Origin of the sequence: Streptosporangium lutulentum (assembly GCF_030811455.1) — a bacterium.
Taxonomy (GTDB): Bacteria; Actinomycetota; Actinomycetes; order Streptosporangiales; family Streptosporangiaceae; genus Streptosporangium; species Streptosporangium lutulentum.
Genome location: NZ_JAUSQU010000001.1, coordinates 2891677 through 2904474, shown reverse-complemented (window position 1 = coordinate 2904474; position 12798 = coordinate 2891677). Strand labels below are relative to the sequence as shown.

Below are 12798 nucleotides of genomic sequence, written 5' to 3'. Positions count from 1 at the left end.
CGGCATCCGGACTGCGGCCGGGATCCTCCCATACGTCGATCCCCTCGCAGGTCCACTCGGCCGGTAACACTCGACGGTCAGCAGAAGGGGAGTCAGTGAAATCAATCAGGAGAGGTCGCCTCATCGGTGCCCTCGTGGCGGCGATGGTCCTGCTCGGGGCCGGAGCCCCGGCGGCGAACGCCACGACGACGAAAGCGGCGGTTAGCTCCGCCCAGGCTGCGGCAGCATCCACGGCGGTGACGGCGAGCCTGGACATACCCCCGAGTGGGCGACGCAACTACGTGAACAAGCAAAGCAGCAAGTGCCTGAATCTCCCCAGTGGCGCGACCAACGATGGGGCAGGGGTGACCCAGTGGACCTGTGGCGGCTACATGGACCACAAATGGGAGGTGGAGCCGCACCTGGGCGCCTACCGAATCAGAAACGCCAACAGTGGAAAGTGTCTAGCCCTTCCCGGTGGCAGCACGGTGGCCGGGACCCAAGTTATCCAGTGGACCTGCGGCGACTGGGCGGACCACCGGTGGACTTTCCAGCGGCAGTCTGACGGCAGGTACCAGATTCGCAACTCCAACAGCGGGCAATGTCTGGCGATCAAAGACGGCGTCGTATACGACGGCGCTGCGGCGGTCCAGTGGCCCTGCGGTGGTTGGGGGGATCATTTCTGGTCGTTGAGCCCCGCGTGATCACTCCCACGTGAAGTTTCCACGTCACGTGGCCTCCGTCAGCATGACCGGTGATGTTCTTGCCCTACCTGCATCGCTGCATGCGAGGAGAGCTCCGCGAGGGGTGAGCGCTATCACAAATTGAGGGGCGGGAACCTATGTGGTTCCCGCCCCTCTTCGAGGGTGGCCAGGATGAAGGAACAGCGGAGCAGCCGGGCGAGGTGCCCGGCGACGAGCTCGGCCAGGGCGGACACGCCCAGATATTGACGCAGCGGCTGGTTGTCGAAGCGGCGCTGGCCGGGGGATGGCCCGCCGATCGGGTCGGGTGTGGTAGGAGCGAGGCGAGCAGGGTTCGGTGCGGCCCGCCCCCGGTGGGAGTGAGTCGGCCGTAGCCGTGGACCTCGATGGCGTGCGCGCGGCGTAGCAGGGCGCCCGCCTCCTTCGCCGCGCGCAGCATGGCCGGGTGCGGGGTGGAATCCCAGGTGTCCAGGAGCTCACCTGTCCCGGTCAACGGCAGGCCCGGGCAGCGGGTCTCGACGCAGATCGACGCGTCATGCCACAGGACTTCCGGCGCCGGCCTCCGGAGTCGGTGCTCGCGCAGTTCACCCAAGTATCTCTTCGAATTCGGCAATTGTTCCCAGGCGCCTACGGGCCGGGGACGGGACACTCGATCCGAGCCCGCTCTCCGGAAGGAAGGCGGGACCCGGCCCAGCACGCCTACTCGAAGGGTTGCCTGTTGATCAAGACCAGCCTCCGCGCGTTCATGGCGGCGATCGTCGTCCTCGTGGCGTTGCCGATCAGCTTCGCCCCGGCGGCGCACGCCGCCACCGTGCCGTCGCAGGGTTCGGCCACTCAGCTCGACGTCGGCAACTGGAACGTCGAGTGGTTCGGCGACACAGGCACCGGCCCGACCAACGAGGCGCTGCAGCAGGCCAACGTTCGCGACGTCATGGCCGGTGCCAACATGGATGTCTGGGGCCTGTCCGAGGTCGTCAGCACGTCCGCGTTCACCACCCTTGTCTCTGGTATGCCCGGCTTCACCGGGGTCCTGGCCAACAACCCGATCGTGACGAACGGGCCGCAGTACTACTCCGACTTCAGCAACGCCGAGCAGAAGGTCGCGCTCGTCTGGCGCAGCAGCATGGCCAGCCTGGTGAGCGCGAAGGTCATCCTGACGAGCCAGAACAGCAACTTCGCCGGTCGCCCGCCGGTCGAGTTCACACTGCGCGGCACCTTCGACGGCGCGACCCGTGACCTCGTCTTCATCGTCGTGCACGCGAAGGCCGGCTCCACCCAGGACGCGTTGAACCTGCGCAACCCCGCGTCCCAGGCCCTCAAGTCCTACCTCGACTCCACCTACCCGACGCAGGACGTCTTCGTGATCGGCGACTGGAACGACGACGTCGACACCTCCATCACGACCGGGAACGCATCACCGTACGCCAACTTCGTGAACAACACGGCGCGTTACGGCTTCCCGACACGGGCGCTGTCCTTGGCCGGAGTCGCCTCGACCACAGGCTTCCCGGACTTCATCGACCACCAGCTCAACACCAACGAGGTCAACGCGAAGTACATCGCGGGCTCGGCGACCGCGTTCCAGCCCCAGGCCTACGTTCCGAACTACGCGGCCACGACCAGCGATCACTACCCGGTGCTGGCCCGGTACAACTTCACCCTCGGCGGCGGAGGCGGCACCAACCAGCCGCCCACGGCCGCGTTCACCCACTCCTGCACCAACCTCACCTGCGCCTTCACCGACGGCAGCACCGACGCCGACGGCACGATCGCGGGCCGCAACTGGATCTTCGGCGACGGCCGGACCTCGACAGCTACGAACCCCTCGCTCACCTACGCCGCGGCGGGCACCTACCCGGTGCGCCTTACCGTGACCGACAACGGCGGCGCCACGCACACCACGGCCCAGAACGTCACGGTGACCGCGGGCGGCGGCGGTCCGGCCAACGTCATCATCAACGAGGTCCTCGCCAACGAGCCGGGCAGCAGCACCGCCGGCGAGGCCGTCGAGATCGTGAACACCGGTGGCACCGCGATCTCCATCGCGGGCTGGACGGTCCGGGACGGCACGGCCGTGCGACACACCTTCGCGGCCGGCACGACGCTGCAGCCCGGCAAGGCGATCACCGTGTTCGGGGGAGCCTCCAGCATCCCCGGTGGCATCGTGGCCGTGGCGGCGAGCACCGGTGACCTCAACCTGGCCAACAGCGGTGACCAGGTGATCCTCCGGGATGCGGCCGGTGCGACGGTCCAGTCGATGACCTACACCTCGAGCCAGGCGAGCTCCGACGGCGTCTCGATCAACCGCAGCCCCGACGGCTCGGCGACCGGCGCGTGGGTCAAGCACAACACGATCGGCTCGCTGACGCGGTCACCTGGCCAGCGCGCCAACGGAACCGTGTACTGAGTCAGCACCGAGACTCACCACCCCGGGGATCGTGGCGCCGCACGGCGCCACGATCCCCGTCGTTTACACCGATCCGGCCTGCCCACAAGTGTCGCGGCGTCGCATCGCGCGGCGATGGAGGGACGGTAGCGGTGGCACACCGGGATGCGTCGACAGACGGCGCCGAAAGCACGTAAGATCACGTCGCGCTGTCTACCTTGTTGAGCCTTTGCGCCGTTCCAAGGGCAGGACCGTCAGAACTATCAGGTACTCCTCGCGGCTGAGTCGTCGCCGTCGAGCGCTTCCTGCACAGGTTTCCATCCGATGCCGGGCTCTGGTGAGCCCGGCGTATGACGTCGACCCCCCCAGGAGTCATAAGTGGATCATTTACAGGCTGCACTGGAGGAGCTGGCGGCAGGACGCGGTCCGGGACTGTTCGCGCTCGTGGCGGATGCCGGCGAAGTGGTGTTCACCGGCAGCGTGGGCACCGCCGATCTGGATCGCCCGCGTCCGATCGAGGTCGGTGACCGCTTCCGCATCGCGAGCGTGACCAAGCCCTACCTTGCCACGGTGGTGCTGCAACTGGCAGATCAGGGGCGGCTGTCACTGACCGACACCCTCGACCACCGGCTTCCTGGTCTGCTGCCGGGCGGCGAGGCCCTCCACTCGGGTCGGCGCCACTAGGGGAAAAGTAGCGAGAAAGACCAGGTCAAAGCCTCCGGGCAGGATCTATGAGCAGGATGCGATGCCATAGCACTCCGCAGTCGTCGGGGATGCCGGTCTTCTCACGAGGCCGATGAACAGCCACGATGTGGTCCGGGATCTCCGTCAGATGATGAGATCCGATCACTCACAGCTACTTTTCCCTTGGTGGCACCGACCCGAGTGGAGGGCCGAACTGTGGGTGCGGCCGGAATATGGCAGCAAGACACCGCGCCGGAGTGATGACCGGCCAGAAGCGGGGGCGGGGTTCTGTCGGCTCCCAGAACGGCGTATTCCAGGCCAATGCAGTGAGGCAACCGTGGGAGCCGATCCGGTCCCGCGTTGGGTACGGGCACCCACAGCCGAACCCCCGATGTACGGCCCCATCGCCTGACCTGCGGCTTTCGGCGGATGTGTCCCCTTTCTTGCGCATTCCGGTGGCACCCGTACTAGTGAGTGAAGGGGTCGTAAGCGGGGAGTCCATAAGACCAGGCGTCTCGGATCTTCCCTCCGGTACGCCGCGATGAGAAACTGCGGACGGCGACTGGCCGCCAACGGTCCGGACCGCCGGCACGCGACCCGGGGAGGGGCCACGATGGCGTCGGAATCACGTCCGGTCACCGACGACCAACTGCGGAGGGCCGTGGGCAAACCCGCCGCGGATCAGTGGGCCGACGACACCGATCGAGCGCTGCGGGCCAAATGGGGTGATCCCAAGAACCTGGAAGCGATGCTGACGGGCGTCCCCGCGGGAGAACGACGCACCTGGTGGGTGCAGCAGCTGACGAGGCACGCGCACGAGCGCACCGAAGCGTTCCACCTGACGGCAGGTGCACGCCGACGCGAGCTTGCCGAGCAGGTGTTCGCGCTGCTGCAGGCGGTGGAGCCCCGGCCGACCGAGGACGAGGTTGCCAGGCCGACTGCGGAGTTTCGCAGCATGGTCGCGGGTCTCGCCCCGGCCACTGCGGCCGGACGCGAACTGCTCGCGATGGCCGCGGACATCGACGCCGCCGTCACCGAGGTGGTCGACCGCGCACCGACATTGGACGAAGTACGCGCCCGCCGGGCCAGCCAACTCACTCTCGCGTGCGAGGAGGCGAGGGCGGATCTGGCGCGCGTTGATCAGCTCGTGGCCGGCGTCCCCGAGATGACGGAGCCCGGCATCGCGAAGTTGGTCATCGAACTCGACATCGACCTCGACGCCGACCCGCCCATCACCCGCACGCTGCGGGTTGCCATACCCAACGAGCGCCGCCCCGGCGAGCAGGCAGACCGAGCCGTGTGGGAGGTGCTGGAGCGAGCGCTGCGCGACGACGACGTGAAGAACCTGTCCATGGAGAAGCTGCGCCAGGCGCTCGTGGCTCCCTTCAACACGGCGGTGAGCGCCGCGATGTCGTCACAGCTGAAGGCGGCCCGGCTGAAGCGGGCGGTCGACGCGCGCGTGGCCGGGTACAACCAGCGCTTCAGGTTCCCGAACGAGCCCGCGGTCGAAAGCCTCGAATACTTCTTCGTGCACTACGGAAGGCCGGCGGTGGAGACCGTGTACGACTACGTCCGCTCCGCGTCCGAACAAAACGCCTGGGCGTTCTTCCGGCGGACGGTGTACCTCCAGCCGATCGTCATCCCCATCTTCGAGGAGTTCGGCCTGAACAACCCCCCGAAGGATTTACTACGCGAGTTGTGCCAGAGGATCGGGAGTTCGCCTACCGATCAGGAGACTTCCATCCGATCAGTGGTCCAAGAGCTATGCATCATGACCGTCGGCATACCGGAGCCGGGCGACCCCGAGGGCGCCTGAAGTGTAGTGGCGGATCGGGGCGATAACGGGCATCGGGGTTCTCCAGGTTCGAGGTCGAGCGGGAGGTGGATCGGAGGCACGGGCCCGCCCTAACGGTGATCTCGCGGACGGGCATGGTCTGGGTGATCAGATTGACGCCTTCCCATGCCCACCAGGATTGCCAGTGGATGTCCTGTGGAGGGCCATCTCGGAGAGCGTTGTGAGCAGCTATCCGGATCTCGGGACAGCTATCGGTTGTGGGCCTGGTCGTCTCTGGAAAGCTGGGCGAGGAATCGCCGGACCGCGCGGGGGTTGCGCAACAGGTGGGTGTCCGCGTGGGGAGCATGCGCGGTGATTGCCTGCGTCATGCGGGGGAGACCGCGTCGCCGGTAGGCCCAGACCCAGCGCCAGAAGTCGGCACGTTCGCGGCCTCGCCGGATCGTCCGCCAGGCACATCGTGGGAAGGAAAAGTCCAGCACGATGATGGTGTCGGCCATCCGGAGTCGCACGTCGAGGGCGGTGTCGTAGGGTCCGAGGTCGCCATCGAGGATCCAGGCGTCCTGCTGGACCAGCTCCTGTTGACGGGCCGCCCATCGGCCGGGAGCCGTCGCGGTGAGACCGGGCCCCCAGAACAGCGTGTCCAGTTCAATGACGGGCAGCTTCGCCACGTCGCCCAGGCGGCGAGCGAGGGCCGATTTGCCCGCGCCGCCACGACCGAGGATCACTACCCGTCTCATGCTCTCATGATGACCCGGTGTTGGGGTCGATGTTGGACACGGCACGGCGACCGTTAGCGATCATGCCTCAGACGGGTGAGACAAAACACCGGATATCTCAGGTTGAGTGAGACGGGACAGCAGATTTGCAACTCGTGCTCCTCATGAGGGACGCGCCATAACTTGTGGGAATTTACATTCCCGGTAGTTACCTTCAGCCGCCCTTAGCGCAACAGACAGCATTTATTAATTTTGAATTTCCAGAAAATCAAAACGCTAGACTGGAGCGGTGGAAGAGTCGGGCGCGGTGACGCCGTGTAAGCACTGTGGAACGCCGATCGAGCAACGCTCCGGGCGAGGGAGACCTAGGGCGTACTGCCTGCAAGGTGACTGCCAGGCTGTGGCGAAACGCGAAAGGGAGATGCGGCGGGCGACGCCAGGGCTGGAGGGGGCGCTGGCTCGGGCGGAGGAGTTCTACGAGCGCATGGAGAAGGGGATGACCGCGGCGATAGCACCGCTGGCGCAGGTGCTGGCCGATGAGCTGAGTCCGGCCGGGGTGGAGGCCAAACTAAGCGCGGTGCAGGCCGAGGCCCACACGCGGGTGGCGATAGCGCGCACCGAACGGGAACAGGCCTTCGAACAGGTACGGCTGGCCCGCGAGGCCACCGGACACGCCCGCCGCGAGCGTGAGGCGATGGCCCAGCAGGTGGAGGAGGCCAACGCCGAGCGGGACGTCGCGCTTGCCGACGCCGAAACCGCCAGAGAGCAGGCACTGGCCGCGCTGCACGAGGCGGCCAGCACCGAACGCCTCGCCAGACACGCCGAGCAGGAGGCCACCCGGCGAGCCGAACGGGCGGAGGCGGCCAGGGACGCGGCGATCCAGGAGATGACCGAGAAGGTGGAGGCGGCCGAGACCGAAACGCGCCAGGCTCAAGCGCAAGCCGTACAGAATCGGCAACAGGCCGAGCAGGCGCAGACCGAGCGAGACCAGGCGCGGAGCGCCGCCAAAGCCGATCGGGACGCCAGGGCCGAGGCCGAACGTGCCGCCGCGGCGGCGGCGGCACGAGCTCAGGCGGCCGAAGCCGAGCGGGACCGGGCGCTGGCACGTGCCGACGCTGAGGCACATGCGCGGGGTCAGGCCCTGGCCGAGACAGCCGAGGCACGAGCTCGGGCGGCGCGCGTGGACAAACAGGCCGCAGAGCTCGAAAAGCGGACGGCACGCCAGCTGGCCAAAGCCGAAGAACGGGCCACCGAGAAGATCTCCGAGGCACAGGATCGCGCCGCGGCAAAAGTGGCCGAGGCGCATGCCGAGCGTGACAGCGCACGGATGCAGCTGGCAATGGAACAGATGCGGCTGTCTGACCTGCGCGAACAGGTGGAGGTGCTGCGCGCCGAAGCCGCCCGGCTCCAAGAACGCGCGATCACCGCGGAGCTGCGGGCAAAGGCGAAGCCCGACGGTTCCGGAGGTCAAAAAACAGCGGAACGATGATCGGGGATTCCGGAGGCCGGGGGCCTCGCGGCTGGCCAGGCTGGTGGCGCGGGAGCGGGGCGAGAGCGAGAGGCGGCGGTTGTGGCAGGCGCTGCAGCCGTGGCGCCGCTCGTCGCCCGCCGGGCCGGGCGTCGCCGGTCGCACCCGGATCGCCGGTGGGCCGCCATCGCCCGGCTCTCCTCGAACGCCCCGCGTCGCCGCTGCTCACTCCTCGCGAGAGAGCACGGGCCCCTCGCGAGAGAGCACGGGCGCGAGGTCGGGGCGTTTGGCGCTGCGGCCGTCGCCCGTGGATCTGCCCCGCATGCGGCGGTAGATCCACGGACCGGCGAAGCCGGCGACCCAGCGAAACTCCGTCCCCACAGTTCGCAGGCGGCCGCGTGGGGCGACCGGTACGAGCGGGACCGACCAGGTGTCGTCGCTGCCCGGGAGCTCGAGGGCATGTGCGAAGGCCGCGGCCATCCGGGCGTGGCCCAGGGGACTGGCGTGCAGGCGGTCGACGCTCCACATCCTGGCGTCGGTGGCGAAGGCGAGCGAGAAGGTGTCGATCACGGTGACGCCGTGGCGGGCCGCGGCCTCGCGGATCCGCTCGTTCAGGGCGAGCACGCGGGGGAGCAACCGCCGGGCCAGGGGCGCGATCTTCGCGATGTCGGGGTAGGTCACGGTGACCACGTGGGCGCCGGCCGCGGTGAGCGCGGCGAACATCTCCTCCAGACAGCCGGCGATCTCGGTGGCGTCGAAGCCCGGCCTGACGAGGTCGTTCATCCCTGCCATGACCGTGACCAGGTCGGGACGGAGCCGCAGTGCGGGCCCGAGCTGTTCGGCGTGGACCTGCGCGGCGAGGCGGCCCCGTACCGCGAGATTGGCGTAGAGCAGGTCCGGATCGGCCTCGGCGAGATGCTCGGCGAGACGATCGGCCCAGCCGCGGTAGCCGCGGATGTCGTCACCGTCGCCGAGGCCCTCCGTCTGACTGTCTCCGAGCGCGACGTACCGGGTGAACGTCCTGGCCGCCCCCTGGGGCGCTGCGCCGTACGTCATCGGCCCTCCTTCGGGTGGCTCGCCGCGCGGGAGCGGAGCAGGGCGGCGGTGCTCAGGCACCAGTCGCGCATTTCCCGCTCCAGGCGGCATCCGGCCAGGTAGGTCAGGTACGGGCCGACCCGTTCGGACGAGCGGAGGAACTCCTCCTCGTCGAGGTCGCCTCTAAGCCGCCGCATGCCCTGATCGAACAGCGCCAGCTTGGCGGTGGCCTCGGCGGCCCGCTCGTCGAGCTGGGCCAGCACAGGGGCGGGGTCGAGGTGGTCGATGGCCTGGACCTTCACCGCCAGATCGTCGCGGATGGACAGCGGCTTGGACGCCGCCGCGGCGAAGGCCGTGAGCTCGTCCAGTCCCGCTTCGGTGACCGTGAAGACCCGTTTGTTCGGCCGGTCGAGCTGGATGACCTGCCTCCCGGAGATCATCCCGCTCTTCTCCAGCTTCGCCAGCTCGGTGTAGAGCTGCTGTGGTGACGCGTACCAGAAGTTGGACACGCCCACGTCGAAGATCTTGGCGAGCTGGTAGCCGGTGTACTCCCCGTCGAGCAACGCCGCCAGCACCGCATGCCGCAATGCCATGAAACAGACTATCTACTCAATTTCATGACTAGTCAAGAAATATAGAACTGAACGGCTTGAGGTGCCGGCTTCCGAGGGCGACGGCGAGGCCCGCCCGAGGGCCGGTGCTCCGGGGGAGTGCTCGACGGCGGCTGTCGCGGCGCGCCCGTCGCGGGACTCCGACCGGAAGACGGTCGTGTGGTCAGGTGCGCGAGCAACCGGAGCCTCTCGTAGGAGGGGGAGCCGCGCTCGGCGTGGTAGGCGATGAGCATCTGCCCGGGTGCGCCGGGCAGTGCCGGTTTCTCGTAGTGGAGATCGAGGTGCCGATCTGCGGGTGAAGCAGGCGAGTGACGCCGCTCGTCTTCTTCCGCACGTCCTGGCGAGCCCAAAGGGTCCGGAACCGTTCGCTGTGCGGGCTGAGTTCGCCGATCAGCTCGGTCGGCCGGGGGTCGTCGACGGCGCCGCCGATGACCGACCGCAGGTAAGCGACGGCCTTGGTTGACCCGCCACTACAGGCAGCTCCTGGCCGACACGGCGGCCGGGGTCGACGCCGGGTACCCGGCCCACCACCGATCTGACCCTTGAGAGCGGACCGCCTGTGCTCAAGGGGCGCAAGGGCGCCGAGCGGAGCAAGGAGGCGCTCAAGCTGGAGGAGGCCGTGCACGAACGGCTCCCACAGCGGGACCTGCTCGACATTCTCACCCGCACCGCCTACCAGACAGGCTGGACCCGGCACCTCGGCCCGGCCTCGGGCTCCGACCCGAAGGTCAAGGAAGCGCTCGGCCGGTACGTGCTGATGGTGTTCACCTACGGTACGTTGCTCGGCCCGGCCCAGGTTGCCGCGCACATGCGCGGCAAGCTCATCGGCCACAACGACCCCGACTACCAAGAGAAGATCATCAAGTTCAACGAGCTGCTGGCCAACTGCGTCATTTACTCGACCGCTCAGGACATCACGGACGCGGCCAACGCCATCGCCGCCGACGGCCACCCCGTCGACCTCGACGACCTGGCCACCATCTCTCCCCACATCACCCACGTCATCCGCCGGTTCGGCAACCGGATCCTCAACCTGACCCCGCCGGCCGCCAACCCCACCACCCGACTCGACCTCGAGTCCCAAGTCTTCTTCGCCCCATAACTGGCGGCTTGGTCGCCGCTGCGGGTGTTCGTCGGCACCGAAGGGCTGCGGATCACCCAGCAGGCCTACAGCAGGCCTCCTACGCCGAGCGGCTCAAGACGTGGGCCGGCGGGGAGAAGCTGTCAGCGGCGGCTCACTGACCGCTTGGCCTCCTGAGGGGTCGGCCCGGACGCCCCTCGGTGTCCGGTCCGCGGTCAGCCACAGGCCGGTGAACACGGCGCAGGCCAGCGTCACGGCACCCGCCGCGAGGAAAGCGCTGTTGAGGCCGGACTCGAAGGAGGCGCCGCCGGACTCCCGCGTGTGGACGATCGCCCCGAGCACCGCCACACCGAGCACCGCGCCGATCTGCCGGGTGGTGCTGCTGACGCCCGAGGCGAGGCCGCCCTCCCGCGGGCTGACCGCCTGGATGGCGGCCCCGGTCAGCGGCGACATGGTGAGCGCGAACCCGATGCCGACGACCGCCAGCCGCCACCACACGTTCCCGTAGCCGGTATCGGCGTGGACGAAGCCCAGCGCCAGCAGCCCCAGCCCGGCCAGCGCCAGACCGACGCCGGCGACGACGCGGAAGCCGTACCTGGCCGCGAACCGGCCCGCGTACGGGCTGACGATCACCATGGCCAGCGAGACCGGCAGGGTCCGCAGCCCGGCCACCAGGATCGAAGTGCCCTGGACGTAGACGAAGAACTGGGAGAAGAAGAACGACGACCCCATCAGCGCGAACCCGACCACGACCATCGCCGTGTTGGACGCCGTGAACAGCCGCTGACGAAACAGCCGCAGCGGCAGCATCGGCGTCGACACACGACCCTCGACCACGACGAACACGGCCAGGAGCACCAGCCCGGCGGCGAAGCCGCCCAGGATCACCGGCGAGGTCCAGCCGCGGGAACCGCCCTCGATCAGGCCGTAGGTCACCGCGCCCACGCCCGCGGCGGACAGGACCGTGCCGGGGACGTCGATCGGCGGCGCGCTCGGGTTGCGGGACTCCCCCAGCACGCGCAGCCCGGCCAGTAGCAGGACCGCCCCGACGGGCACGTTGACCAGGAAGATGGCGGGCCAGCCGAAAGCCTCCACCAAGATCCCGCCCGCCAGCGGTCCGGCGGCCAGGCCGATGCCGCTGAACCCGGCCCACAACCCGATCGCTCTGACGCGCTCCCCCGGGGCGGGATACGCGGCGACGAGCAGCGCCAGCGAGGCGGGGCTCAGCGCCGCGGCCCCAACGCCCTGCAGCACCCGCCCGGCGATCAGCCAACCGATCGAGGGCGCGAGCGAACACACCACCGACGCGGCCGTGAACACCGCCACCCCGGCCAGGAACACCCGCCTGCGGCCGAACCGGTCGGCGAAAACGCCGCCCGACAGCAGCAGCATGGCCACCAGCAGCACATAAGCGTCGACGATCCACTGCAGGCCGGTCAGCCCGATATGGAGCCGCTGCTGCATATCGGGCAGGGCCGCACCGACGATCGTGTTGTCGAGCAGCACCATGAACTGACCTGCACAGGTCAGAGTGAGCAACCCTTTCACGCACATCCCTCCTAAAAGCAGTTAGTGACTGCGTTAACATAGACCGTCATAGAATCTAACGCAAGTATCGACTGCGTTAAGGTGGCGGTATGGATGAGCAGGGGCGGGCCAGGCGGCCCGGCGGGCGCAGCGCCCGGGTCCGCGCGGCAGTGCACCAGGCCGTTACCGAGCTGGTCAGGGAGCGCGGCTACGGAAACTTCACAGTCGGCGACATCGCGGCCCGCGCGGGCGTGGCCGACACCAGCCTCTACCGCCGGTGGGGCAACCTCCAAGCCCTGCTCAGCGACGTGCTGCTGACCCGGCTCAACGCGCAGTCGCCGATGCCTGACACCGGCAGCCTGGCCGGCGACCTGCGGACCCACGCCGCCAACGTGGCCCGTGAGGTCACCGGACCCGACGGCCTGGCGCTGGTGCGGCTGACCATCGCGCTGTCAGGCGAGGGCCAGCAGGGCCTCCAGGCGCGCGACGAGCTCCTGGCCGACCGCACCAGGCAGTTGCAGGCCATGCTCGACCGCGCCTGCGGCCGCGGGGAGGACCCGCCTGACGTACTGGAGGTGCTGGACCATCTCCTGGCGCCGATCTACATGCGCGTCCTGTTCGGCGCGGGCCCGCTCACCCCTGACTACCTCGACGGGTTGGTCGACCGGTTGCTCGCCTGATCCAGTCCGTCGCGCTGTGGAACAGCCGCTACCTGTCGACCGGCGTCGGCGAGCTACGCCCCCATCACTTCCCTGCCAGTACCAGTGTCAGCGGGGGGCTTACCGTCGGTGACGATCCGCCGCATCATCGACCTC

Annotated in this window: 12 protein-coding genes; 7 read left to right on the top strand and 5 right to left on the bottom strand. The window is 68.5% G+C overall.

The genetic code is table 11. The features are described from left to right. Positions 1–143 precede the first annotated feature (143 nt). The 4 genes from J2853_RS47835 (at position 144) to J2853_RS12870 (ending at position 5566) form a co-directional block, all read left to right on the top strand. A complete protein-coding gene (locus tag J2853_RS47835; RefSeq protein ID WP_370879524.1) occupies positions 144–683 on the top strand; it encodes an RICIN domain-containing protein in 540 nt (179 codons plus the stop codon). A gap of 715 nt (positions 684–1398) precedes the next feature. Beyond that, a complete protein-coding gene (locus J2853_RS12880; RefSeq protein WP_307557651.1) occupies positions 1399–3087 on the top strand; it encodes a lamin tail domain-containing protein in 1689 nt (562 codons plus the stop codon). Positions 3088–3444: 357 nt separating this feature from the next. After that, the gene (locus tag J2853_RS12875; RefSeq protein ID WP_307557649.1) at positions 3445–3750 is read left to right on the top strand and encodes a serine hydrolase domain-containing protein; all 306 of its coding nucleotides are present in this window, start codon (positions 3445–3447) and stop codon (positions 3748–3750) included. Positions 3751–4363: 613 nt separating this feature from the next. Continuing rightward, a complete protein-coding gene (locus J2853_RS12870) occupies positions 4364–5566 on the top strand; it encodes a hypothetical protein (RefSeq protein ID WP_307557647.1) in 1203 nt (400 codons plus the stop codon). Between the two features lie 227 nt (positions 5567–5793). Here the strand turns inward: J2853_RS12870 and J2853_RS12865 are convergent, their stop codons facing one another. Then, positions 5794–6282 carry a P-loop NTPase family protein gene (locus tag J2853_RS12865; protein ID WP_307557645.1) on the bottom strand — a complete coding sequence of 163 codons (489 nt, stop codon included), beginning with the start codon at positions 6280–6282 and terminating at the stop codon, positions 5794–5796. Positions 6283–6661: 379 nt separating this feature from the next. Here J2853_RS12865 and J2853_RS12860 point away from each other — a divergent pair, with 379 nt between their 5' ends. Further along, positions 6662–7750, top strand: coding sequence for a coiled-coil domain-containing protein (locus J2853_RS12860; protein ID WP_307557643.1), 1089 nt, complete (start codon positions 6662–6664; stop codon positions 7748–7750). 204 nt (positions 7751–7954) lie between these two features. Here J2853_RS12860 and J2853_RS12855 read toward each other — a convergent pair whose 3' ends face one another. From J2853_RS12855 to J2853_RS47830, 3 genes are all read right to left on the bottom strand, one after another. Next, positions 7955–8785, bottom strand: a complete 831-nt coding sequence (locus J2853_RS12855; protein ID WP_307557641.1) for an SGNH/GDSL hydrolase family protein — start codon at positions 8783–8785, stop codon at positions 7955–7957. Next, complete coding sequence (locus J2853_RS12850; protein ID WP_307557639.1) at positions 8782–9357, bottom strand: PadR family transcriptional regulator; 576 nt, start codon at positions 9355–9357, stop codon at positions 8782–8784. Before J2853_RS12850 ends, J2853_RS12855 begins: the two co-directional genes overlap by 4 nt. Positions 9358–9538: 181 nt before the next feature. Further along, positions 9539–10000, bottom strand: a complete 462-nt coding sequence (locus J2853_RS47830) for an MmyB family transcriptional regulator (protein WP_370879242.1) — start codon at positions 9998–10000, stop codon at positions 9539–9541. Here J2853_RS47830 and J2853_RS12845 point away from each other — a divergent pair. Continuing rightward, positions 9935–10477: a Tn3 family transposase gene (locus tag J2853_RS12845; RefSeq protein WP_307557637.1), complete on the top strand. Its 543-nt coding sequence runs from the start codon at positions 9935–9937 to the stop codon at positions 10475–10477. The two genes, J2853_RS47830 and J2853_RS12845, sit on opposite strands and share 66 nt — an antisense overlap. A 93-nt stretch (positions 10478–10570) precedes the next feature. Here J2853_RS12845 and J2853_RS12840 read toward each other — a convergent pair whose 3' ends face one another. After that, entirely contained in the window at positions 10571–12004 is a 1434-nt protein-coding gene (locus J2853_RS12840; protein WP_307557635.1) for an MFS transporter, read from the bottom strand. Positions 12005–12093: 89 nt separating this feature from the next. Here J2853_RS12840 and J2853_RS12835 point away from each other — a divergent pair, with 89 nt between their 5' ends. Next, positions 12094–12663 carry a TetR/AcrR family transcriptional regulator gene (locus J2853_RS12835; RefSeq protein ID WP_307557633.1) on the top strand — a complete coding sequence of 190 codons (570 nt, stop codon included), beginning with the start codon at positions 12094–12096 and terminating at the stop codon, positions 12661–12663. Positions 12664–12798 lie beyond the last annotated feature (135 nt).